The organism is Microcoleus sp. AT3-D2, assembly GCF_036705715.1.
Lineage (GTDB): Bacteria > Cyanobacteriota > Cyanobacteriia > Cyanobacteriales > Microcoleaceae > Microcoleus.
Genome location: NZ_JAUBVE010000070.1, coordinates 18,855 through 41,578, shown reverse-complemented (window position 1 = coordinate 41,578; position 22,724 = coordinate 18,855). Strand labels below are relative to the sequence as shown.

Sequence of the window (22,724 nt, the reverse complement as noted above, 5' to 3'; positions counted from 1 at the left end):
AGGGCTTGCACCCAAGGCGGCGTAAAGGCTCTAATCCCCTAACCCATACAGGCTAGTTTCATAGAAACGAACCGCACGAACTGGACGTGCCCGTTTCCGTGCATCCAGCTCCCGATATTCTTAGGGAGTGACCCTTTTGCTCATGTGTGAATAGTCATGACAGGATTCGTGCATTGCTAGAAGATTTTTAGGTTTCCAGTTATCATGATTCTCGTCGATGTGATGCAGATTTACTCGCTCATCGCTCATAAACTTCATTCCACAGTGACCGCATGAATGGCTTTGCTTTTTAAGGGCTTTAGAGGTCAAATCATCGTATAACTTACTATTGCGTTCGCTCCAGTAGGTTAAATCTCCATCGTAGGGCGATTTATCCCCTTTGACGTTGATGTGTTTGTTTTCGGAGTAAGGAACTGTTGGAAATGCCTTCTTAACAAGCTTAACGCTTGATTCTCTGGTATTTTTGGCTTCCTTGTTAAATACCGTGTGTGTTCTGTGATTTAAGAACCAAAGTGAAAACCTTGACCCTGACATATCACAGAACCTATGGTAATTTCTCCATCCTCTAACTATTGGTGCTAGCTTTTCGGCTTTTACCTGAGAACCATAATTCGAGCAATTAACGATGTTCTTTACCTTCAAACGGAACTTTTTAAAGTTATCCACTGAGGGGTAGCTTTTAAATCTTCCGTCGCTTAACACTTTGAAGTGCCAGCCGAGAAAGTCAAATCCATCTGTCGTAGCGGTAATCTTGGTCTTCTTAGCACTTACCATCATTCCTCTTGCTGCTAAAAAACTATCAATTTCGGCAAGTATTTTGACTGCATCGTCTTGAGGTCTGAGCATTATCACCATATCATCCGCATAACGGATTGATGTTTCGACAATGTTTGACGCTGGGGTTTTGTCGGTTATTCTAAATCCATCCTTATGGTATCTGTGAATACTTTCAATCCCGTTAAGAGCGATGTTGGCTAATAGGGGACTCACCACGCCGCCTTGAGGAGTTCCTTGTTCCGGGAAATCGGGGTTGACCCCAGTTTTTAGACATCGGAAGATTCCGAGCTTGATACCTTTGGGCGCAATCAAGTTGTCCATTATGGTGGTGTGACTAATCCTGTCGAAGCATTTTTCTATGTCGAGTTCTATCACTCGTTTTTCCATTCCATTACAGTAGCTTCTTAGATTGTTGAACAGGATTTTCTGTGCATCGTGCGCGGAGCGTCCGGCTCTGAACCCGTAGCTGTAAGCATGGAATGTTGCTTCGTGTGCTGGTTCTAAAGCGTATTTAGCGAGGCATTGCCAAGCTCTATCCGCGATAGTTGGGATTTTTAGCATTCTGGTTGTCCCGTCCTTTTTTGGGATTGGGATTTCCCGTAGTCCTTGATGATGCCAATTACCTGCCGACTCTTTGAGTATTGTTTCTAGGTCGAAACGTCCTGTAAAGCCGAGAGATTTTACACCGTCAACACCTGCTGTTTTCTTGCCAGCGTTTAGCTGTGTTACTTGTCGAATTGCTAGGAATCTAGCAGCTTTGGATTTCAGAATAAGTCTTTGCAGAGACTGCGCTTTCCGCTTGTTTCCTGCTTGAACCGCTTTGAACACTCTCTTTTGTAGGCGAAATAAATCTTTGCGGAACTTCTTCCACGGTAGATTCTTCCAAGATTCACTGGTATTACTACTGTGTCTAATCATGCTCTGCTCTGTTGAGTGTTTTCTGAATACCTTGCGAAAATTACTTCGCATCCTACCCGTCTTGAGAGAGTTCCGTATCTCATCTTACCTACATGGAAATCGACGTACCCATGACTCTCAAGTCGTTTTTATTCGTTCCCTCAGATGATTGATTGTTCCATTAGGTGTAGCCAATTTAACTATCAGAAACCCAAGATTCTGGACGCTATTGTGGAAATGATGCGTCGGGCTTTAGCTCTGATGAGGTCAGGGTTTTTTAAGTTATGCCCTGCCTAGGTGTAAGTTACTTTTTTAGGCTCGGTTTCACCGTAGGAACTCCCTGTTAGCACCAGTGTCAGCCCATAACAGCCGTCTGATTGTGCCCTGTTCCCAGCTTCACTCTCCAAGAATTGAGCTTGGTCGGTGTGAGCAGATAAGGAGTCACGCATGAATCTTGCGGGAAGGACTTGCACCTTCATCAATCTGAGAGTTCAGTGCTCAACCTAGGGGTCAAGTTTCACTGGATTAGTTATTTACGGATTGATTACCGAGATTCACTAATCAACGAATCGCACTTCCACAGCACCTTCAACTGTTCTAATTCCTCACCCTTAAGCTGGATTGTGAAATTATCGTAGAGGGGCAGCGCGGGGAAAGCTTTGGTTTTAATCCGCTGGCTGACGAACTTGCAAGTTTTTTCACTGTGTGCGAAGTGATGTTCTTTCACCGAGCCCTTTTTCGCTGTCAATCCGCCACCGCAGTAGAGGCAAGTTAGCTGAGTTTTTCCGCGCGCCACTTCATCTATGCTCGCCAAGTTACCGTTGGGAGCAACACCAAATTTAAGCCACATTGTCAACAATTCTCCTAAAAGCAGGTTTTGTAGATGCACCTGCTCCACATGACCAACGATTCTAACAAATCCAGGGGTTAGGGCTTCTGCCGGGGGAAAGAAAGCGATCGGCACTCGATGCTCTTGATGCGTGACTTTAATCCTTGCATCCAAAATCTAAAATCTAAAATCTAAAATCTAAAATTGCTCGTCACCAATCGGGAATTTCTTCAGTCCGAGTCTGATAGGTATTGTGACAGTTGCTCTCTCGCTAACGGCACTGCGGGCAATTCATGCTCTATCCGCTACTTGGTTCTAGACGGGACTGGACAAAATTAGCCCGTTCCTTCGCTGACTGTCATACAGCGCGATCGCACAAATTTGTTGGGGTAAGCACGATTATGCTTTGCTGCGGCTGCTGTGGGGTAATGCTTTGAGATGAAACAACGGGGCTGCGACCAACAAGCCGTTACCGAAATGCTTGACTCTATGTTTTGAATGTTTTTACTGGCTTGGATCAGTAATTCGTTGATTAGAGCTTGTTTTTGCCTGCCATCAAGTCGAGGATTTTGCGGCATTGGCGACGATAGAGTATTGGCTGTCAGTGGTTTTACGTTTGAGGTGGCTAGAGAAGTTCTAAAAACTCTCCAGGAGAAGTATCCGGGGCTTTTGAGCGATCGGGAGCCAAACCGGTTAATTTTTGTCAAGGAGTCGCAGGCAGGAGATTCTAAGCTGGTAGAGTTCGATGTGGGAAAAGTAGTAGCAGCTTGGGCTGAGGGTAAGTTTGTAGTACCGGTGTGGTTAGATGTGAGATGTGATTTATGGGCGGTTGCGTGAGAGAGTGGAGGGGTAAAGTGCGATCGCTCCAACTGATAGAATTTGCTCTGGAGTGTGATCGCATCTTTGGAACAAGGTAAACCTGTTATTCCTATGTGGTTAAATGTAATTTATCAACTGTAATAAGAAAAATTTTCTTATTAACTTTATTTTCCTTAAAATATCTTAGTTATGGATAATTTACAGATGAATATATTGCGTGGTAAACTTAATTATTAAATTAAATTTACCCAACAAAAAAATTAGTCATTGGAGTATAAAATCTTGATTGCTGACGAAGACATGAAACCAATAACCGTATGTCCGGGGGTGCCTAAAGTGTATCCATCAGCAGATCATGTCTTCAATGGTATTCCTATTCCTAAACCATGTCGTGTCGCTAGCTTCTCCCCCGAAGAATGGGAGTCATTTACAGAGGAATGGGCAATCTCGTTGACAGACTCCTATGCTCGTGTCCGAAGGTTTGGAGGATCTGGTGACCAAGGGATCGATATAGTTGGATTTACAACTGATACAATGTGGGGTGGGGGTTGGGATAATTACCAATGCAAGCGGTACAATAATCCTCTGTGTCCTGGTGACATCTGGGTCGAAATTGGAAAGATCATTTACTACTCTTACGAAGGAGAATATCCACCACCACGCAAATACTACTTTGTTGCACCCAAAGGGGTAGGCACAACTTTACAAAAGTTGCTTGGGAATCCCGAAAAACTGAAAGAGCAGGCTGAGGCTAAGTGGAAAGATAATTGTCAAGATAAAATAACTACAACTGTTAGCATTCCGTTAGAGGGCAAGTTACTCGATTGGTTTAACGAGTTCGACTTCTCAATTTTTTCCGAAAAATCTGTATTGGAACTCATAGATAGCCACGCTAAAACACGCTATCATTCCGTGAGATTTGGTGGCGGTTTGCCTCCTAGACCTGAAGTTACACCACCACCACAAGAGCATCATGCCGAAGAGAGCGGCTATATTCAGCAATTATTCGACGCTTATAGCGAGCATAAGGGAATAACTATAAATGATATTTCAGAGATTCCTTCATCTCTGAATCAAGATTGTTTACTACAAAGGGAACGTTTTTATCACGCGGAATCTCTACGCAATTTTGCCCGTGATACTGTTCCCGATGGTACATTCAACAGTTTACAGAAAGAGGTCTTTCACGGAGTAATTGATATTTGCAATAATGCTCATACAGATGGATTAGCTCGTATGCGAGCAACCGTTACCCAATCTGCAAATATTTCGATTTCATCAAACCCACTTGCAAGTGTTGTTCAGGTGCAAGATAGACAAGGCATTTGTCATCAACTTGCAAATGAGTACAAGCTAGTTTGGGTGCATAAGAATGGGGAGGTGCAAGATGACATCACCATTCAATAGTCCACTTGAGACGGGCATCAGAACACTTGCAATTTTGACGGCAGTATTTCCTAGATCACTTGATCTCCAACACCTGGTCTATTTTGACTATCTAGTTTTACATTCGGGTGATGTTGAAGGCCCAGACAGCCTACACGCACCACTTCCGCTACGTTTGGGTGAACTAAGTGTGCGCCGTGGTCTGATAGAGCGTGGCATTTTTTTGATGATGAGCCGTCAGCTTGTAGAGCGTTTAGTTTCATCCTCAGACGGCTTTCAATACATTGCATCGGAAAGTGCTAGTGCATTTCTCTCGATGATGAATTCTCAATATATCTTGAAGCTGAAAGAGCGTGCAGAGTGGGTAGCTGAAACATTCGGTGAATCAACTATTGAAGAATTGCAAGCGTTAGAGCGTCGTTTTTTCAGGGAGTGGTCTACACAGTTTCATTCAGTTGATCGCGCAGGAGGACAAGGAATATGACCTGGAATCCTCTTCAATTGCGCGGAATTTCGTTCAGCGGCCCGTATAAAGATCCTGCTTTCTTAGAATTTCAAACTGGCTTGAATGTTATATGCGGTGCATCGGACACTGGAAAATCGTTTATTGTAGAGGCGATTGACTTTCTTCTCGGAGCTCAAGATCCTCTAAGGCATATTCCTGAGCGTGATGGATATGATCGGGCAAGGCTAGTTTTAGAACCAACTGATGGCGAAGTTTTCACGCTTGAAAGAAGTACGGACGGGGGAGATTTTCGCAAATTTGAGGGAGATTGGCTGTTAGGTAATCCTAATGTACAACCACATATTCTTGGCCAAAAACACGTAGGGGGAAAGAAAGATACACTTTCAAGTTATCTTTTATCCACTATAGAAATCACGGATCAGCGTGTCCGAAAAAACCAAAAGGGAGAGACAGTAAGCCTTAGCTTTCGTAATCTTGTTAAATTAGTCGTAGTTCAAGAAAGTGATATAACAAAACGATTGTCGCCGTTTCTATCTGGACAGAACATCAGCAAAACAGTAGATTATTCAGTCTTCAAGTTACTACTTACTGGTGTAGACGATAGTGCGTTGGTAGGACAGGCTCAAATCCAGAATGCCCAAGAATCTACTCGGCAGAATAATATTGCTAAAGTTGAATTAATAAACGAGCTTATTCAAGAGTTGGAAACTGAGATCCACCAGTTTGGTATTAATCGTACTGAAGCTGAAGTTCAGCTATCGCAACTAAAAGCGCAATCCGAAGCGCAAGAAGAGATACTAAATAGATCAGAACGCGAATTGAATGACCGAATAATTCGCCGTCGTGCGATCATGGAGCGACTAGAAGGCTTTTCTACGAGGATCAACGAAATTGCTAGTCTTTTATCACGTTTTGAACTTCTGAAAGAGCATTACCAAATAGATATTGAGCGTCTTGCTGCAATTGAAGAGTCTGGGTCTCTTTTTGTCCACTTAGAGAGAACCCCATGTCCTCTTTGCGGATCTCTTCCTGACGAGCAGCATCAAAGTGTAATCTGTGACGGTGACGTTGCGAGTGTAGTTTATGCTGCAACTGCTGAAATTGCTAAAGTAGAGAAACTTTTAAGGGAACTCGACCAAACCGCCGAGGATCTCAGAGATGAAGTTGAGGAACTGACAGCACAACGGGAGCGGCTCAACCCTGAATTCCAGATACTCAATCAGGAAATACAAGAAATTAGCTCTCCTATTAGGGATGCTCAAAATATTTTCAGTGAGATTGTAAAACAGTCTGGTGATATACAACGTGCTATTGATACATTCAATAGGGTTGAGCAACTACGAGATAAGAGAGTTGAGTTTCTGGCGGAGACTGAAAAACCAATCAAGGTTGTCATTCCGCCGGTTAGTCTTTCAACCTCATTACTTGATTTATTTGCCCAAAAAGTTCAACATCTGCTCCAATCCTGGGATTTTCCTGACTCCAATCGAGTACATTTTTCCGAGGATATTAAAGATATTGTCATAGGTGGGCAACCCCGTACTAGCAGCGGCAAGGGACTCAGAGCTATTACCCATGCGGCAATGACCATCGGTCTTATGGAATTTTGTAAGGAGAGGAATCTATCACATCCAGGTTTTGTTGTGTTAGATTCACCTCTTTTGGCATACTACAAGCCAGAAAGTGAGGAAGACAGCCTACAGGGTTCGGATCTCAAGGTGCGGTTTTATAATTATTTGGCTGACAACCATAGTGACAGCCAAATAACCATCATTGAGAATGAGCATCCCCCAGATGATCTTAAAAACAGGATTACCTTTACACACTTTACAAAAAATCCTGATTCGGGACGCTATGGGTTATTTCCTCATGTTTAGTAGCTTTGTTCGATAATTCAGAGAAAAAGCCTTACACAATAAAAGTGAAAAGAGAGGTTAAAAGAAAAATTAACTAAGGTTAAGATATTTAAACTCTCTTTTGCTTTTTCTGCATCTCCCTACACCCCATAAAACACCTCGGACACCACCCATCAACCCACAATGCTGGAATCTTAAACCTCGCTACACAGTGGGGACATTCCGATCGCAACCTTAATTGATGCCGTAGCTTACGGGGCGGAACGCCATCGCACCCCTGCATCCCCTTAAACTGCCACTCAATCTTATGACAAGGCGACTGGGGATAACACGCCCCACAGAACCTAATCGGTTTCAACTTCATCCTCTTGGTCAAAACAGAAGGTTGCATTTCTTGTAACCCTTCCAGGCTACTTTGGAGTAAGACCCTACGGCAAACCGAGATGCCGAAACTCAGTATAAGGGGCTTCGATCGCACAGATGACACATTGAAGATTTTAGGGAAGAGATATGGCACTAAGGCAAAGATTATCGGCTTGATTAACCGCTAGCCCTAACACAAAAGCCCCCAACCTAAGTGCAGACGGCTTTTTTGGGGCGTGTCACCGCTGCATAATGAGCTATACATTCTATCGATCGCCATCACCGCTCAAAATTTTTAAAATTGTCTCCACATCTGCCCAGTCCGTCTTACATTTCTTACGTCGGTCTTTCAACTGGCGCGAGCAAAGTTGCCGATTCTGACACATCCACACTGGCAGGCTGCGATCGCAGTTCGGCGATTTCCCTTACCAGTTCCCGGTTTTTTTCCAACTGCTGGAACAATTTGCTATTAGCTTCAGTTAAATTGGCTTTAGCATCGCTCGCGGGCGTTCTCGCTGCTAGCGTACTGCCGGAGAGTTCGATCGCCCGCCCTTCAGGCGTGAACATCAGCCATTTTATCTCTCAACTCTTGCTTGAGCCGCCCTAGTTCTTTGCTCACGCCTGCAACGATCGCAAGCTGTTCGGTAAGATTGTACACCTCCAGTCCCAAGTCGCCGTTCCGGTCGTGCAATTGCAAAAGCTCCTTTTCCCGATCGGCGACTTGCTTCTGGGCCGCTCTCCACTCCTACGGCTCGTGATTTATCGTTGCCATCACGAGCGCCGACTATTTCCCACAGATCTGCGCTCAACTCTGCTTTTGCTTGCTCAATCGTACTTGCCTAAGATGCCTTGAGGTCAGCTACTTTATCAGCTAGCGTCTGTCTAGTATCAGCCAAACACATTCGAGATGGGGTTTCTTTTTCCCCTACAGTTACGAGATATGGACAAGTTTCCAGAACACGATCCTCGCTGTGGCCGTGAGACACAGGGCCTGTGGTATAGCCAGCCACAAGACATCGCTTTAGCCGACACTCCTGAATTCAGTCAACGCTTCTTCGCTGAAATGTTCAAGGAATTCCCAACATTGGCGACAAACGTCGTTTTCTTGCGATGGTCTGTTCAGCCAGACCACCTCTACGCAATATTTAACTTCTCTAGCGGTGGGTTTGGCGTGCAGATTGATCCGGGGCTAGAGTACATCATTGTGTGGGGGGCGGGCGAGCATGGGGAGTATGGCGATTGGATGGGCGATGGCGATCGCTTAGCTTCAGCGCTCGATCATGTCCGTACCTTAGTATGGTGGTTTGAGAGTTTGTCTAATGCGGTTGAGTGATGATGAGGCAAGTGCTGGCTGGTGAACGATCGTAATTCCGAAGGCGGTCAGTTTTAGTCGGAACTTTCCCCTGCAAATATTACTTGCATAGACGAGCGAAGCCTTCGATCGATCGCAAAGATTTTAATTGAAGTACAAGCAGCAGATAGATTTTGGCTGCATATTTCCAGCAAAACCATATCCAAGCTAAACTGATAATCGCCCTAATTTTTAGAATTATCTATGGGACAAGAAAGCGCAATATGATATCTGGGGAAATCAAAAGTCAAATAGATAAAATCTGGGATGCCTTCTGGTCTGGTGGTATCTCCAATCCCCTCGAAGTCATCGAGCAGATTACTTATTTGCTGTTTCTGCGTCGTCTCGACGATTTACATACTCTGGAAGAAAACAAAGCTAACCGGCTCAAGCGCCCAATGGAACGCCGGATTTTCCCAGAAGGGGAAGATATCAAAAAACGCTCCTATGAGGATTTGCGTTGGTCGAGGTTCAAGAATTTTGCACCGAAGGAGATGTTTGAGGTCGTTAACGATCATGTTTTCCCTTTCCTGCGGACTTTGGGAGGCGATGGTTCGACATACGCGCACCACATGAAGGATGCCCGCTTCACAATTCCGACACCGGCCCTGCTTTCTAAGGTGGTGGATTTGCTGGATGGTGTACCGATGGAAGACAGGGACACTAAAGGCGACCTTTATGAATATATGTTGGGCAAGATTGCCTCCGCTGGACAAAACGGACAGTTTCGCACACCGCGCCACGTTATTCAGTTGATGGTGGAACTGACTGCACCCAGCCCAGGCGATGTGATTTGCGATCCAGCTAGTGGAACTTGCGGTTTTCTGGTGGCTGCTAATGAATATCTGCGATCGCATCACCCAGAAATTCTGCGCGATACCAAGATGAAGCAACATTTCCACCATCAGATGTTTCACGGGTTCGACTTTGACAATACTATGCTGCGGATTGGCAGTATGAATATGCTTTTGCATGGGGTAGAAAACCCGGATGTGCGCTATCAGGATTCGCTGGCACAGGAACATTCTAGTGATGCAGAATCTTATAGTCTTGTCCTCGCTAATCCACCCTTTGCTGGTTCGTTGGATTATGAGAATACGGCTAAGGACTTGCAGGCGATCGTCAAAACGAAGAAGACTGAATTACTATTTTTGGCTTTGTTTTTGAGATTGCTGAAGCCTGGGGGACGGGCAGCGGTGATTGTGCCGGATGGGGTGCTTTTTGGTTCTTCTAAGGCTCATAAGGAATTGCGACGCTTGTTGGTGGAGGAGCAGAAGCTGGATGCTGTGATATCTCTGCCAGGTGGTGTATTTAAGCCTTATGCGGGTGTTTCTACTGCGATTTTACTATTTACTAAAACTAACTCTGGTGGAACTGATTTTGTTTGGTTCTACAATGTGAATGCTGACGGCTGGAGTTTGGACGATAAAAGAACGCCTTTACTTTCTGAAGATAAATTGGGTGCTGTGCCTACTGGGATGCTAACAGTAGAGGAACATACTAAGAATAATCTACCGGATGTGTTGGCTCGTTGGCAACTGCGAAATACTACGGAACAAGAGCGATCGCGCACGGCTCAGAGTTTTTGTGTACCAAAGGCTGATATTGCTTCTCAGGGGTATGACCTCAGCCTGAATCGTTATAAGGAAGTGGTGCATGAAGAGGTGGAACATCGCGCACCTAAAGAGATCCTCGCTAATTTGGTAAAGTTAGAGGTTGAGATTCAGCAGGGGATGAAGGATTTGGAGGGGATGATGGGATGAAAATACTATGTTTGCCAATAAGCGCATTCTGTAAAACAGGTAGTGGGACAACTCCATCCCGAAATAAATATGAGCGCTATTTTAATGGCAGTATTCCTTGGGTAAAGTCTGGTGAACTACGTGAATCAATTATTACCGAAACAGAGGAAAGGGTAACTGAAGAAGCCTTAGCAGAAACATCATTAAAAATTGCACCAAAGGGATCTGTTCTTGTAGCAATGTACGGAGCCAATGTTGGTCGAGTTGGGATACTAGGTATTAATGCCACAACAAATCAGGCTGTTTGTTATCTTATTCCAGAAAAAGATAAAGCTGATTCGAGATATGTTTTTCATGCCTTGCAACAAAAGCTGCCTGAATTCATATCAAGAAGTGTTGGAGGAGCGCAACCCAACATTAGCCAACAAATAATTCGTGCAACAAAAATCCTCCTACCTCCCTTAGAAGAACAGAAACGGATTGCACAGATACTCGATCGCGCGGAAGAACTCAGGTCTAAACGTCGGGAGGCGATCGCACAACTCGACAGCCTCACCCAAGCCATTTTTATAGAAATGTTCGGTGATCCAGTTACAAATCCAAAGGGATTTACACTTCGTAAGATTAAAGACTTACTCGAATCTGCATCTTATGGAACAAGCGAGAAATCTAGTTCTGAAGGAGAATTTCCAGTCTTGCGGATGAATAACATTACTCGAACTGGTGAGATAGACTTGACCGATCTAAAGTATATGGATTTAGCTGACCGCCAAAAAGAACGTTATCTTGTCCGCTCTGGAGATGTGCTATTTAATCGAACAAATAGTGCTGAACTTGTAGGAAAAACGGCTATTATTCGTAATATTAGTAACCCAATGGCTTTTGCTGGTTATCTGGTTCGTCTACGTGTGAATAAAGAAAACGATCCTGAATATCTTTCGGCATTTCTTAACACAGATTACTCTAAGCGCGTCCTTCGGGGAATGTGTAAAAGCATCATCGGAATGGCCAACATTAACGCAACTGAAGTACAGACCATTAACATTGCTCAACCACCTCTCCCACTTCAGAAAGAATTTGCCCGCCGCGTTGAAGCCGTAGAAAAACTCAAAACGGCTCACCGCGCCTCACTGTCCGAACTCGATGCCCTCTTTGGTTCCCTTCAACACCGTGCATTCCGAGGAGAGTTATAACATGAACGCCATGCTGACAGAATTTACCCTCGCTAACTTCAAAAGTTACAGCACAAGCCGATTGCCTCTTGGGCCGCTGACCGTACTAATCGGAGCCAATGCCGCAGGTAAAAGTAACGCCCTTGAAGGTTTGCGCTTTCTGTCATGGCTAGCACAAGAACAAAAACTTTCCAGCATTCAATATGCGGTGAATAGTGCAGAGCGCGTTGTACGCGGTCGAGTAAATGACTTGTGCCATCGGGGAGAGTCAAATTTTACCATTGGTTGCCGTTTAGACTACCCAGATTGGAACCAACTCGATATAACCCTGAATGTGCGTGACGGAGAACTGCACATCAGTAGTGAGCGAATCGTTGGCTCGACAAGCCAAGTCCCGCTATATGACCTAGATCAGCCTTCTCAAGGAGTAGGGACTGATGTTGGTGTGGCATATAACAACTTTACAAGGGGGAAGAACAAGCCACGAGTAACGTGCAGCGATCAGATGGCTATATTCGTACAATTAGACACCCCTGCCCATTTTGATGCAAAGTATCCCAAATCCCAAAAGATAATTCCTGAGAGCGTCCGCGAATATCAACGAGTTTTAAAGAACATCCTGTTTCTAGATCCCGTTCCCGCCAGAATGCGCGAGTACAGCTTCAAGTCTGATAAGCGATTACAAGAAGATGGTACTAATCTTTCCAGCGTCCTGTATCGCCTGTGGGAGAACCAAGCCGAAAATCAACAGGCAATTCTCAACTTTATCCAGAGTCTACCAGAACAGGCTATAGATGGGCTAGATTTCCTTGTCGGCCCGCGGGATGAAGTGATGGTGCAACTAGCAGAAACCTTTGGCAATACCCGCCGTTATTGTGAGGCCGCATTATTATCCGATGGCACCTTGCGGGTGTTAGCGATCGCGGCTGCTATGCTATCGGCTACCGAAGGCAGTTTAGTTGTCATCGAGGAAATCGACAACGGCGTTCATCCCAACCGCGCCAAGCATTTACTCGCCAGCATCCGAGATATTGCGGAGCGACGTAAACTACGAGTGTTGCTTTCAACTCACAATCCCGCATTAATGGATGCCTTACCCGACGCTGCTCTGGGTGATGTAGTGTTTTGTTACCGCAATCCAGAGGAAGGAGATAGCCGCCTGGTACGGCTTGGGGAGATGTACGATTTTCCTAGTCTGATATCTCAGGGGCCACTCGGTCAACTGGTAACTGCTGGGGTAGTCGATCGATTCGTCAAATCGCCGCACACCCCTGAAGAGAGAAAACAGCAAGCTATGGCATGGCTGTCTCGGTTACAGGAGTACGGCAATGAGTAGTATTTGTCTGATTGATACCAGCATATTCCTCGAAATACTCAACGTTCCCAACTGTAATCAGCATAGAGCATCCGTTCTCGAAGATTTTGAGACGTATTCTCAACTTGGTTGTACTTTTCTGTTGCCGATGGCAACCATACTCGAAACAGGCAACCACATTGCCCAAAACGGGAACGGCACACTACGAAGGAAAACCGCCATACGTTTTGTTGAACAAGTTAAAGCAGCCTTCGCAGGCATAGCTCCCTGGAGGCCTACTCCATTCCCGAGTACAGCAGAGATATTGAAGTGGATTGACCAGTTTCCCGACGAAGCTGGCAAAAATAAAGCTCCTAAGAAACAACAAGGAACAAGCTTTGGTGATCTCAGCATCATTCAGGAATATCGTAATGCCTGTAATAAGTTCTCCGACAGTGAAGTTTTTATCTGGTCACTAGACAGCGATTTACAGAACTATCACTATAAGCCTACATAAATATATGAGCCAGTTTGCTTTCCTCCAAGCTGAATTCCCTACAATTTATGAATCCGCCAAGAAAGCAGTTGATGCAGTACATCCCGACCCTCGTACTGCCTGCTTTTATGCCCGTCGAACTTTGGAGTTAACCGTAAATTGGTTATATAAGTACGATAATTCTCTAGAACTGCCTTATCAAGATAATCTAAGCGCCTTAATTCACGAACCTACTTTTAAAAACTTAGTAGGTGAAGCAATATTTAACAAAGCAAGAGTCATTATCAAACTAGGAAATCCGGCCGTCCATAGCGCCAGACCTATCCCTGTTAATGATGCTATAAATGCTGTACGAGAGTTGTTTCATGTTACATATTGGTTAGCCCACACCTATGGACGCAGCAAACCAAATGCGGGGCTTACCTTCAACTCTGACGCATTGCCCAAGACTGCACCAGTTCCTAAGCAAACCATTGAACAACTTCAAAAACTAGAAACTCAACTACGCGATCGCGATGAAAAGCTCTCAACAGTTCTAGCAGACAAGAATGCACTTGATGAAGAACTGAAACAACTACGGGCAGAATTGGCAGCAGTCAAGAAAGCCAGTGTCATCCAGCCAGATACCCACGATTATTCTGAAGCACAAACCCGCGATATTTTTATAGACCTTTTGTTAAAAGAAGCCGGATGGAACTTAGATCAACAACGCGATCGGGAGTTTCCGGTTACAGGGATGCCCAATTCATCAGGTCAAGGTTTTGTTGATTACGTCCTCTGGGGCGATGATGGTAAACCTTTGGCAGTCGTAGAAGCCAAGCGCACCCGAAACGACCCCCGCATCGGGCAACAACAGGCTAAGCTATATGCCGATTGCCTAGAAAACCAATTTAATCAGCGTCCAGTTATTTTCTACTCTAACGGTTACGAGCATTGGCTGTGGGATGATACTAATTACCCACCGCGACAGGTGCAAGGATTTTATAAAAAAACTGAATTACAATTACTTATACAGCGCCGAGCTACCCGTAAATCTTTAGCTGCAGGCACAATTAACCCCACCATTGCCGAACGCTATTATCAAACTCGTGCCATCCGTCACATTACCGAAGCCTTAGAGACTGATAAAGACCGCAAAGCCCTGATAGTTATGGCGACTGGTGCAGGCAAAACCCGAACCGCGATCGCCTTGGTCGATCTGCTGATGCGTTGTAACTGGGCTAAACGTGTTCTCTTTCTAGCGGATCGTGTAGCTTTGGTAAATCAGGCAATCAATGTATTTAAGAAACATCTCCCCGATGCCGCGCCAGTCAACTTAGTCACAGAAAAAGATACTGAAGGACGGGTATTTGCTTGCACCTATCCAACCATGATGGGATTAATTAATGATACCCGTGACGGTCAGCGTCGTTTTGGCGTCGGGCATTTTGACCTAATTATTATTGATGAAGCTCACCGATCTGTTTTTCAGAAATACCGCACAATTTTCAACTACTTTGATTCTGTCCTGCTAGGGCTAACCGCTACACCAAAGGATGAAATTGACCGCAACACTTACGGGCTTTTTGACTTAGAAAATGGCGTACCTACCGATGCTTACTCGCTTGAAGATGCCGTAAAGGATGGTTATCTAGTCCCGCTTAAAGCAGTATCAGTACCGCTTAAGTTTCAGCGACAAGGCATTAATTATGGTGAACTCTCTGAATCCGAAAGAGAAGAATGGGATGCGCTTGAATGGGATGACGAAGGCAATGCCCCTGAGCGCGTAGAAGCAGAAGCAGTCAACAAGTGGTTATTCAATAAAGATACCGTGGATAAGGTGCTAGAGCATCTGATGACTAGGGGGTTAAAGGTTGCTGGGGGCGATCGGCTCGGCAAAACCATTATTTTCGCTAAAAACCAAGATCATGCAGAGTTTATTGCTGAACGGTTCAACGCCAATTACCCACACTTTAAGGGTGAATTTGCCCGCGTCATTACCTTCAAAACCTCCTATGCTCAAAGCCTGATTGATAACTTTTCCCAAAAAGATAAAGAACCTCATATCGCAATCTCAGTGGATATGCTCGACACAGGGATTGACGTGCCAGAGGTAGTTAATCTGGTGCTGTTCAAAATTGTTCGCTCCAAAACTAAGTTCTGGCAGATGATAGGACGAGGTACGAGGCTATGTCCTGACTTATTTGGATTAGGGCAAGATAAAGAATATTTTTACCTGTTTGATTATTGCCAAAATTTAGAGTTTTTTCAACAAAACTCAGCGACTGTTAATGCACCAATAACTAAATCATTGGGTCAGCAATTGTTTACCGCTCGATTAGAGTTAATCGGAGAGCTAGATAAAAGAATACCTGAAGATCAACCAATTAATCAAGCAAACTTGAGCAAGCTTCAAGAGTATCAAGTTACTTCTAAAGAACCCAAGACCGATGCTGAATTGCGCCAGGAACTAGCCAATTTACTCAATACAGAAGTGGCGGCTATGAATCCTGAAAACTTCATAGTGCGACCTAAACAACGATTCGTAGAGAAATATGCTAATTCCGCAGCATGGGCGTCACTATCGATCGATGATTTTCTTGAGCTTAGTCAAGAAGTAGCTGGCTTGCCTTCCCAATTGGAAACAGAAACCGAAGAAATAAAAAGATTTGATGTTCTGATGCTGAAGTTACAATTAGCAATTCTGCGCTCTGACTCTACGTTTAAGCGTTTACAAGAACAGGTGAAGTCACTTGCAGGACTGCTAGAGGATAAATCTGCCATTCCCTTCGTGCAAGAACAGTTATCGCTGATTCAGGATGTACAAACCGATGAGTGGTGGCAAGATGTGACATTACCAATGCTGGAGGTGTTACGCAAACGCCTGCGGGGATTAATCAAGCTGATTGAGAAACAAAAACGCCAACCTATTTACACCGATTTTGAGGATGTAATGGGGGATGAGATAATAGTTGAGTTGCCTGGTTTTACAGCATTAGATAACTTTGAGAAGTTCCGTGCTAAAGCAAGGGCTTTTTTGCGATCGCATCAAGATAATGTGGTTATCTTTAAGCTGCGAACTAACAAACAGCTCACTCCATCAGATTTATCGGAATTAGAGAAGATATTGCTAGAAAACAAATTAGGCGTAGAGGAGGATATAGACCGTGCAAAAGAAGAGTCGCATGGGTTAGGCTTATTCGTCCGTTCCTTAGTAGGACTCGATCGAGAGGTAGCTAAGCAGGAATTAGCTAGGTTTATATCGGGTAAAAATCTTAACTCCAATCAGATTGAATTTGTGAGTATGATTGTGGATTATTTAACCGAGCATGGCGCAATGGATGCAGCAATCCTCTATGAATCCCCATTTACCGACATTACGCCACAGGGGCCAGACGGATTATTTACCTCGACTCAGGTAGATGAATTATTTTCTATTCTTGAAGAAGTTTCTACACGGGCTGCTGCATAAGGCATAGCAGTTAAACCTGGGGCGTTACAAATAATCTTGGCTGAAGCACAATTATGATGGCAGTGAACTGGTTTTTTGTGCTGAGGAACACGCAGACTGGCATTTTTCCCCGCCCTTGGCTGTTTAAACCGAAGACAGCCAGCGTTCTTCTTGCCAGTATCGAGAATAACCGCCGTTGCTAAAACCAACACCCACCGGATTTTTAGTATCGCATTCTAAAAAAGTATACGTCCAAGTTGACCCAGAACAAGTAACCTCATCTACTTCATAAATCTGTCGCGACCCTTGGGAGTTGTAAACACCAACTCTCTGCCCTTTCTGGAATTTTGCGCTTTGTTTCATCGAACGAACTTGTCGGTTAGGTATGAAATCGGTACGCCTCTAATCGCAATTGCCGGGGAACGCTAAAAAACTCTAGGCGATGGTGCCCGATCAAAGGAGCGCGATGGTTCAACCCCCGACTCCGGCATCGCTTTCGATTTATTGCGAATGCTTCAAAAACAAAGAAATGCAACAGTCTCGAAAAATTGCGCCTTTCAGACCCGTTGCATTTCATTAGGTCAATGATATGCTGAATCGCTGCTAAAAGTCAATACCTCGTCGGCAAAGATGCAAACCCCATAATTCTCCGAACATAGTTTAGGCAAGTTTGCTTAGTCCAGATATCACAATCTTTGCCAAATCGTCGGTCAGTCTAAGAAATCCGTTCTTGATCCCCCAGTCATGGATCTTAGTTGGCAGTAAGAATCCGTGAGCCGAAGCATTTCTGAGAGCTTTCGCCAGTTTGTATGCCTCGCACCAGGAATCTACAGATTGGGATTGAACCAGCCACCGATTGATCGCTTTCTTATCTCCTGAAGTTACTCCCAAGAATGTGGCTAATGCCCCCTCTTCCTTATTCAGCCATTTTTCAAGCTTTGGTTTACCTCTAGGCGACTCTATTGGTTCGTAGTCGGGCAGGACGCATTTTTCCAGAAATCTTTCATACATCCCCTTCTCAACTTGCCTGTCCCACTTGTCCATCATTAAAGCTTTAGATGCAATCTCAAAACCGGTATAGGCGATTACCAGCCTCCACTGATGTCCCCGCAGCTTATCCTTGACGCTGCGGGTTTCGCTTTGACCGATGGCAGGATTTTGCCATTCGCTCGCTGCTTGAACTAGAGCGGTTCCTCTAGATAAAGCTTTAATAAATTGGTCGATATGTGCTGGGCTGTTGCCGTGTTGGGAATTAAAATAGGAAAGTTTTTTCTGGATGCAATCGCATTTAGCTGCATCGGTCAACCAAGATTTATCTGGTTCCAAGACATTCCAAACATCTTTCCATGCCCCATTCAAGTCTTCCGAAACGTTCATATCACATTTTTATGTTTATCTGTACCGGGTAAGCTTCTTAGGATATCTTGAACTATTTTCATTATCCCTGCTTATGTTGTTAGAAGTCGTAGAATTTTGGTGTCCGTATTTCGATCGAAGGAAGTTTGAGGGAGAATTTTCCTGATGGGGCGATCGCTGCGTTCGACCCAACCCGCGAGAATTTTCAGATGAAGATTGAGGGTTTGTTAAGCCTGCGACCCCTAAGATTGTCAAACTTGCCCTTAAAATAAATATCGCCCGATTCACACTTTAGAGTTCTTCTATATTTTCCAAGCGTGAGAAATGCAGTCGTTCCGATGCTTCACCAGCTACAATTGTGACTCCATCGGACCCAACGGTGCAGCAAAATAAGGCACCATCTCCGATGAAACTAGCGAGCGCCTCCCCACTTTCTCTCATCCCAGACTTTTAGGGTGTTGTCGTAACGGCGCGGAAATAGCCATTTTCCCGTCCAGGTAATTGCGATCGCATTGATGTAGGCAGTATGACCCGTCAAGGTTTTAAATTCTGTACCAGTTGTCAAATCCCACAATTTTAGCGTGTTATCCACCTATCCACCGCCGTTGCTAAAACTAACAAAAACGGGATTTTTAGTAGTGCAGTCTAAAAAAGTGTACGTCCAAGTTCACCCCCACCCTGCCACTTTTCCTGAGTGGGAGCAAAAACACGCCACAGTCCAATTCCTCCACCGCCCACAAGGAGCAACACGAGCAATAACCAAGGGGACGATCGCCGACAAGAAGGAGACTCTGAATGGATTTGTAGATTGGTGTTTGAAGAAGGTTGTAATTCAGATGATTCCATAGTTTACTCATGATTTATCGCCAAGGAGTTTTGCTATCAGCCACCAGTAGTTAGCTGATAGCAAAATGTTTAGAAATCAAGCATTTGAAACAAAAATCTGTTTCTCTGCTTCAGAAAGGAAAAATGCGAGTATAACTATTCAACGTTTACCCAAAAATCAGCCGTGACAATTTGACCATTACGATTGAACTGCCCCCAAAGCTTATATTTTCCTGGTTGGGGGAAACTGGTCATAAAGTGAACCTCTCCTGCTGGAGTATCTTTCAAGGCATGAGCATGAATATAGTCGGCTTTTGTCAACGGTGATGACTGCTTGAGGATAACTAAGTGTCCTCTTTCGCCTAAATAGGGCTGTAAATCCTTCAGCGGTTGGTTGCTACTAGCATCTTGCAAATTGAAAATTAAGTTAATTCCTTGTCCTGCTTTTATTTGAGGTTGAGAAAACGTGAGGTTAGCCTTAGTATTTCCCAAAGTTTTGGTGGTAGCCATGTCAACTTTTGACCGAGCTAAAGCTTGACCCGGAACTTGCATTTTTAAGACAGAAACTTCTTCTGATTTTTTGGCTGGTTTGTAATCGCTGAACAGCGTGTAACCACCTGAGTCAGGAAAATCAGTTTGAACTTCAAAGCGTCCATTTCCTTTATAGGTGGGGTGAATATGATTGAAATATTGTAGATCATCGCTAACGACAATCAGGTGCATTAATTGTTCTTGGAATTTATCAAAATCAGCAATAGACTTTCCCTCTTTGTTTTGGACTTCAATTACCAAAGGTACGAGAGTTTTGGGCGCGATATTGGAGGAAACTGTCAGCTTAGCGATAGCATTCGCAGGTTCGGCATCTGAATATCCCGAATGACCACCATCATGATGTTGCTCTCCAGCGTCATGGGTTTTGGAATCCTCCATATTATGACCCTCATGAAGATTTTTATTAGCTCCTGATGTTTGGGAATTATCCATTACATGACCCTCGTGAGAACTGGTATGTGCCACTTGTGAGGCAGAAGAAGTTGATGTTTCGCCAGATTTTGTGCTTGAGGGTGAGAAGCAACCTTGAACTAGGATGAGAGTTGAAGTAATAGCAATTGCAGTTAAAAATGGCTTCATTGTTTTTTCCAGTTAGTAAACTTGAGGTTGTCGATTTATCAGGGGTTCAGACTTTGCTGTTCTCGTTTGGAGTTTTTAGTTAAGGGAATTCTTGTAAATGAATCCTAAAAACTACTGATAAACTCCACCGTTAAGATGAATATTTAGGATTGGCGGCTAGCCAAAGCTAACCGCTGGCAGGAAAAAAACTAAAAGGTTTACACGGATGGATAGCCAGCCGCAGCTATTGCTTCTTTGATTGCTGTTTCGGAGGCTTGAGTTTCTATGCTGACAAGTTTGGTTTTTGGATTAGCTTGAACCGAGGCAGTAGAATCAAGCGTTTGAATAACTTCGGTGATAGCATTCACGCAAGCAGAACAAGCCAGTTTAGGAACAGTGAGTTGCAGTACCATAGTTTTCAATTTCTAATCGATGGTGATTAATGGGTAAACTTTGTTGAGTAAATCAATCGTGAACTTACTCAACCTAATAACAGCTTAAATTCTCTATTCGACTGGAGAGTCAAGGGGGTAGCGAAAAATTTTTGACAATTTTTTTCAGAATAAATCGACATATAAGTAGGCAGGCAGAAAATATATAAACCCTGATTTTTTCTTGACCATAACTGTTGGACTTGCCTTAATCAGTGTATGGGGCCGTTGTCTTGAGCGATATTATTTTTTGATAAAAAACCAGTGTGTCAACTTCTATAACCTCCGTTGACACACCGATCGAAACAATTAAGTTATAGAAGAATTTACTTTTTTTGAATCAGAGGACAAATGATGGAATCAACTTTTTCTAGTAAGGTGGGCGAACCTGAAAGTAATCCTTCCAACTCTAGTTTGAGGATAAATAGTTGCTGAATTTGTAGATCGATAGCGAGCAGTTTATCTTGCAACTGGACTTTGATGTGTTCACAAGGCAACTCTCCCCCATCGTGAACCGTCAATAATTCTTGAATCTCGGCTAAACTTAATCCCAAAGTTTGGGCGCGTTTAATAAAGCTTAGCCGAGTCAAAATATCAGAATTAAATAATCTATATTTCCCTTCGGTTCTGCCTGATGCCTTGATTAAACCCAGTTCCTCATAGTAGCGAATGGTTTTGATCGGTACGCCGCTTTCTTTCGCAACTAAACCAATGAGTTTTTGCTTTTCTTGAACTAACATACTCATTTCCTCTACTGAATCCAACTCTAAGCTTATGATAAACTATCCAGTCGAGTGGAGAGTCAAGAGGGGCTAGACATTTTTTTGAATGACAGAGTGGCGATCGCCTGAATGTCGCAACTTTGGGTAGCAGTAGGCGTTTGGACAAACCATTCGAGCGATCGCACTTGGTTGACGGTCAGTTATTTAAGGCCTGAGCAGCCATTTCATCTGGGTCAGAGACGTTAGCGGCTTGCACTTCTATGGTACCGCGAAACATATTCATGCCACAACTAAAAGTGTGGTTTCCTACGTCTTCGGGAGTGAATTCAATGGTTGTTACTTGATTCAAAGACAAATCGGTAGCAATGCCAAAATCGGGAATCAGCACTTTCGCTAAACAAGCACTGGGATTTTCGCGTAAAAAGTTGAGTTGAACGGGTTTACCTGCTTTAACTACCAGATGATTAGGCGTGTAGCCTTTGTTAACCATGATAGTCACTTTCTGGATGCCCTGGTCAACAGTTGGATTGATTTGCATAGCTTCAGCGTCAATTATTGTTTCAGGCTGATGTGTTGACATGGATGAATTGAACTGGGATTCTGTTACTGTTTGAGGTTCCTCGAACCCCGTTGATGCAAGTTGTTGGTCTTCGGTGGCGATAATTTCGCCTCGAAACATATTCATGCCACAGCTAAAGACATAACTGCCAGCTTTTTTAGGTGTGAATTCAACAGAGGTTACTTGATTCAGATGCAAATCTGCTGCAATATGAAAATCTGGAATTAAGACTTGTTCCAAACAACTGCTAGGATCTTGGCGGTGAAAGTTAAGACGCACGGGTTGTCCAGCTTGCACAACAACGCGGCTGGGTTCATAGCCACCATCAACGGTGACGGTTACTTCTTGAATTCCTCCACTGGCTGTAACTGCTTTCTGAGATTTGGGTTTGCTAAGGAGAAACCACCAAAGTTCTAAACTAATTAATCCGAGTCCAGCCAAAGTAACTAAAATCTTGTTACTTAAGGGTTGTTCAATGCGATGAAACTGGCTTCTTTGCTGTGTTTGAGTTGGGTGTGTTTCATGGGTATTTTGCGCTATTCCTTCACCAGATAACATTCCTAGTACAACCCCGAGACTAGCAATAGTACCGATAATTGTTGTTTTGCCGCTCATTTGAAAACCTCCTAAAAAATACACAAGATTATGGGAGTAAGAGCGGGTTTTGAACAAAGGTATTTAGTAAATTTCCTTTGTGATTGACGAAACCCGCGCTATCGTTCGATGTTTCATTCATCAGAGTGAAAAAATAGGCTACGCTAACACTCCAAAAATTGAACCGGAAATTACTCCAAGCAGAAATCCAAATCCTGCTAATGTTCCTAGAAATGCAAGTTGCTTGTC

Annotated in this window: 24 protein-coding genes; 11 read left to right on the top strand and 13 right to left on the bottom strand. The window is 44.0% G+C overall.

Features of this window, described 5'->3' with window-relative positions; genetic code table 11:
• Nucleotides 1–120 precede the first annotated feature (120 nt).
• The 4 genes from QUB44_RS23920 to QUB44_RS23905 all read right to left on the bottom strand — a co-directional run bounded on the left by QUB44_RS23920 (nt 121) and on the right by QUB44_RS23905 (nt 3,081).
• Nucleotides 121–1,695: a reverse transcriptase domain-containing protein gene (locus tag QUB44_RS23920; RefSeq protein WP_333371360.1), complete on the bottom strand. Its 1,575-nt coding sequence runs from the start codon at nt 1,693–1,695 to the stop codon at nt 121–123.
• A 272-nt stretch (nt 1,696–1,967) separates the two neighbouring features.
• On the bottom strand, nt 1,968–2,123 hold the full coding sequence (locus QUB44_RS23915; RefSeq protein WP_333050788.1) for a hypothetical protein: 156 nt from the start codon (nt 2,121–2,123) through the stop codon (nt 1,968–1,970).
• Nucleotides 2,124–2,218: 95 nt separating this feature from the next.
• Nucleotides 2,219–2,677: a competence protein CoiA family protein gene (locus QUB44_RS23910; RefSeq protein WP_333371358.1), complete on the bottom strand. Its 459-nt coding sequence runs from the start codon at nt 2,675–2,677 to the stop codon at nt 2,219–2,221.
• Between the two features lie 161 nt (nt 2,678–2,838).
• Complete coding sequence (locus QUB44_RS23905; protein ID WP_333371356.1) at nt 2,839–3,081, bottom strand: hypothetical protein; 243 nt, start codon at nt 3,079–3,081, stop codon at nt 2,839–2,841.
• A gap of 16 nt (nt 3,082–3,097) precedes the next feature.
• On the opposite strand from QUB44_RS23905, the gene QUB44_RS23900 reads away from it, so the two are divergent.
• From QUB44_RS23900 to QUB44_RS23885, 4 genes are all read left to right on the top strand, one after another.
• Complete coding sequence (locus QUB44_RS23900) at nt 3,098–3,340, top strand: hypothetical protein (RefSeq protein WP_333233857.1); 243 nt, start codon at nt 3,098–3,100, stop codon at nt 3,338–3,340.
• A gap of 264 nt (nt 3,341–3,604) precedes the next feature.
• Nucleotides 3,605–4,729 (top strand): ABC-three component system protein, encoded by a 1,125-nt coding sequence (locus QUB44_RS23895; protein ID WP_333371354.1) that lies wholly within the window; start codon nt 3,605–3,607, stop codon nt 4,727–4,729.
• Complete coding sequence (locus QUB44_RS23890) at nt 4,710–5,192, top strand: ABC-three component system middle component 2 (protein ID WP_333371352.1); 483 nt, start codon at nt 4,710–4,712, stop codon at nt 5,190–5,192. The genes QUB44_RS23895 and QUB44_RS23890 overlap by 20 nt, the downstream gene beginning before the upstream one ends.
• Nucleotides 5,189–7,051, top strand: coding sequence for an AAA family ATPase (locus QUB44_RS23885; RefSeq protein ID WP_333371351.1), 1,863 nt, complete (start codon nt 5,189–5,191; stop codon nt 7,049–7,051). Before QUB44_RS23890 ends, QUB44_RS23885 begins: the two co-directional genes overlap by 4 nt.
• Before the next feature lie 678 nt (nt 7,052–7,729).
• Here the strand turns inward: QUB44_RS23885 and QUB44_RS23880 are convergent.
• Both QUB44_RS23880 and QUB44_RS23875 read right to left on the bottom strand, forming a co-directional pair.
• Nucleotides 7,730–7,960 carry a hypothetical protein gene (locus QUB44_RS23880; protein ID WP_333371349.1) on the bottom strand — a complete coding sequence of 77 codons (231 nt, stop codon included), beginning with the start codon at nt 7,958–7,960 and terminating at the stop codon, nt 7,730–7,732.
• A complete protein-coding gene (locus QUB44_RS23875) occupies nt 7,947–8,090 on the bottom strand; it encodes a hypothetical protein (RefSeq protein ID WP_333371347.1) in 144 nt (47 codons plus the stop codon). Before QUB44_RS23875 ends, QUB44_RS23880 begins: the two co-directional genes overlap by 14 nt.
• Before the next feature lie 210 nt (nt 8,091–8,300).
• Between QUB44_RS23875 and QUB44_RS23870 the strand changes: the two genes are divergently transcribed.
• The 6 genes from QUB44_RS23870 (at nt 8,301) to QUB44_RS23845 (ending at nt 16,899) form a co-directional block, all read left to right on the top strand.
• Nucleotides 8,301–8,726 carry a hypothetical protein gene (locus QUB44_RS23870; protein ID WP_333371345.1) on the top strand — a complete coding sequence of 142 codons (426 nt, stop codon included), beginning with the start codon at nt 8,301–8,303 and terminating at the stop codon, nt 8,724–8,726.
• 242 nt (nt 8,727–8,968) lie between these two features.
• A complete protein-coding gene (locus QUB44_RS23865; RefSeq protein WP_333371343.1) occupies nt 8,969–10,507 on the top strand; it encodes a class I SAM-dependent DNA methyltransferase in 1,539 nt (512 codons plus the stop codon).
• The gene (locus tag QUB44_RS23860) at nt 10,504–11,679 is read left to right on the top strand and encodes a restriction endonuclease subunit S (RefSeq protein WP_333371341.1); all 1,176 of its coding nucleotides are present in this window, start codon (nt 10,504–10,506) and stop codon (nt 11,677–11,679) included. The genes QUB44_RS23865 and QUB44_RS23860 overlap by 4 nt, the downstream gene beginning before the upstream one ends.
• A 1-nt stretch (nt 11,680) precedes the next feature.
• Nucleotides 11,681–12,994, top strand: coding sequence for an AAA family ATPase (locus tag QUB44_RS23855; RefSeq protein WP_333371339.1), 1,314 nt, complete (start codon nt 11,681–11,683; stop codon nt 12,992–12,994).
• Nucleotides 12,987–13,469 (top strand): hypothetical protein, encoded by a 483-nt coding sequence (locus QUB44_RS23850; RefSeq protein WP_333371336.1) that lies wholly within the window; start codon nt 12,987–12,989, stop codon nt 13,467–13,469. Before QUB44_RS23855 ends, QUB44_RS23850 begins: the two co-directional genes overlap by 8 nt.
• Nucleotides 13,470–13,473: 4 nt before the next feature.
• Nucleotides 13,474–16,899, top strand: coding sequence for a DEAD/DEAH box helicase family protein (locus QUB44_RS23845; protein WP_333371333.1), 3,426 nt, complete (start codon nt 13,474–13,476; stop codon nt 16,897–16,899).
• A 123-nt stretch (nt 16,900–17,022) separates the two neighbouring features.
• Here QUB44_RS23845 and QUB44_RS23840 read toward each other — a convergent pair whose 3' ends face one another.
• From QUB44_RS23840 to QUB44_RS23830, 3 genes are all read right to left on the bottom strand, one after another.
• On the bottom strand, nt 17,023–17,241 hold the full coding sequence (locus tag QUB44_RS23840; protein WP_333371331.1) for a hypothetical protein: 219 nt from the start codon (nt 17,239–17,241) through the stop codon (nt 17,023–17,025).
• A 297-nt stretch (nt 17,242–17,538) separates the two neighbouring features.
• Nucleotides 17,539–18,255, bottom strand: coding sequence for a hypothetical protein (locus tag QUB44_RS23835; protein WP_333371329.1), 717 nt, complete (start codon nt 18,253–18,255; stop codon nt 17,539–17,541).
• A gap of 391 nt (nt 18,256–18,646) precedes the next feature.
• Complete coding sequence (locus tag QUB44_RS23830) at nt 18,647–18,826, bottom strand: hypothetical protein (protein WP_333371327.1); 180 nt, start codon at nt 18,824–18,826, stop codon at nt 18,647–18,649.
• Between the two features lie 46 nt (nt 18,827–18,872).
• Between QUB44_RS23830 and QUB44_RS23825 the strand changes: the two genes are divergently transcribed.
• A complete protein-coding gene (locus tag QUB44_RS23825) occupies nt 18,873–19,082 on the top strand; it encodes a hypothetical protein (RefSeq protein ID WP_333371325.1) in 210 nt (69 codons plus the stop codon).
• Between the two features lie 133 nt (nt 19,083–19,215).
• Here the strand turns inward: QUB44_RS23825 and QUB44_RS23820 are convergent, their stop codons facing one another.
• The 4 genes from QUB44_RS23820 to QUB44_RS23805 all read right to left on the bottom strand — a co-directional run bounded on the left by QUB44_RS23820 (nt 19,216) and on the right by QUB44_RS23805 (nt 22,496).
• Entirely contained in the window at nt 19,216–20,190 is a 975-nt protein-coding gene (locus QUB44_RS23820) for a hypothetical protein (protein WP_333371323.1), read from the bottom strand.
• A gap of 197 nt (nt 20,191–20,387) precedes the next feature.
• On the bottom strand, nt 20,388–20,582 hold the full coding sequence (locus QUB44_RS23815) for a heavy-metal-associated domain-containing protein (protein WP_333371321.1): 195 nt from the start codon (nt 20,580–20,582) through the stop codon (nt 20,388–20,390).
• Nucleotides 20,583–20,926: 344 nt separating this feature from the next.
• The gene (locus QUB44_RS23810; RefSeq protein ID WP_333371319.1) at nt 20,927–21,340 is read right to left on the bottom strand and encodes a heavy metal-responsive transcriptional regulator; all 414 of its coding nucleotides are present in this window, start codon (nt 21,338–21,340) and stop codon (nt 20,927–20,929) included.
• Between the two features lie 178 nt (nt 21,341–21,518).
• Nucleotides 21,519–22,496: a cupredoxin domain-containing protein gene (locus QUB44_RS23805; protein WP_333371317.1), complete on the bottom strand. Its 978-nt coding sequence runs from the start codon at nt 22,494–22,496 to the stop codon at nt 21,519–21,521.
• Nucleotides 22,497–22,724: the final 228 nt, after the last annotated feature.

Bases quoted from the DNA above. Each gene is read 5' to 3' on its own strand.
- QUB44_RS23860 (WP_333371341.1), top strand. From the start codon at position 10,504: ATGAAAATACTATGTTTGCCAATAAGCGCATTCTGTAAAACAGGTAGT.
- QUB44_RS23845 (WP_333371333.1), top strand. From the start codon at position 13,474: ATGAGCCAGTTTGCTTTCCTCCAAGCTGAATTCCCTACAATTTATGAA.
- QUB44_RS23870 (WP_333371345.1), top strand. From the start codon at position 8,301: ATGGGGTTTCTTTTTCCCCTACAGTTACGAGATATGGACAAGTTTCCA.
- QUB44_RS23850 (WP_333371336.1), top strand. From the start codon at position 12,987: ATGAGTAGTATTTGTCTGATTGATACCAGCATATTCCTCGAAATACTC.
- QUB44_RS23855 (WP_333371339.1), top strand. From the start codon at position 11,681: ATGAACGCCATGCTGACAGAATTTACCCTCGCTAACTTCAAAAGTTAC.
- QUB44_RS23920 (WP_333371360.1), bottom strand. From the start codon at position 1,695: ATGATTAGACACAGTAGTAATACCAGTGAATCTTGGAAGAATCTACCG.
- QUB44_RS23815 (WP_333371321.1), bottom strand. From the start codon at position 20,582: ATGGTACTGCAACTCACTGTTCCTAAACTGGCTTGTTCTGCTTGCGTG.
- QUB44_RS23805 (WP_333371317.1), bottom strand. From the start codon at position 22,496: ATGAGCGGCAAAACAACAATTATCGGTACTATTGCTAGTCTCGGGGTT.
- QUB44_RS23890 (WP_333371352.1), top strand. From the start codon at position 4,710: ATGACATCACCATTCAATAGTCCACTTGAGACGGGCATCAGAACACTT.
- QUB44_RS23905 (WP_333371356.1), bottom strand. From the start codon at position 3,081: ATGCCGCAAAATCCTCGACTTGATGGCAGGCAAAAACAAGCTCTAATC.
- QUB44_RS23835 (WP_333371329.1), bottom strand. From the start codon at position 18,255: ATGAACGTTTCGGAAGACTTGAATGGGGCATGGAAAGATGTTTGGAAT.
- QUB44_RS23880 (WP_333371349.1), bottom strand. From the start codon at position 7,960: ATGTTCACGCCTGAAGGGCGGGCGATCGAACTCTCCGGCAGTACGCTA.
- QUB44_RS23820 (WP_333371323.1), bottom strand. From the start codon at position 20,190: ATGAAGCCATTTTTAACTGCAATTGCTATTACTTCAACTCTCATCCTA.
- QUB44_RS23915 (WP_333050788.1), bottom strand. From the start codon at position 2,123: ATGCGTGACTCCTTATCTGCTCACACCGACCAAGCTCAATTCTTGGAG.
- QUB44_RS23810 (WP_333371319.1), bottom strand. From the start codon at position 21,340: ATGTTAGTTCAAGAAAAGCAAAAACTCATTGGTTTAGTTGCGAAAGAA.
- QUB44_RS23885 (WP_333371351.1), top strand. From the start codon at position 5,189: ATGACCTGGAATCCTCTTCAATTGCGCGGAATTTCGTTCAGCGGCCCG.
- QUB44_RS23840 (WP_333371331.1), bottom strand. From the start codon at position 17,241: ATGAAACAAAGCGCAAAATTCCAGAAAGGGCAGAGAGTTGGTGTTTAC.
- QUB44_RS23865 (WP_333371343.1), top strand. From the start codon at position 8,969: ATGATATCTGGGGAAATCAAAAGTCAAATAGATAAAATCTGGGATGCC.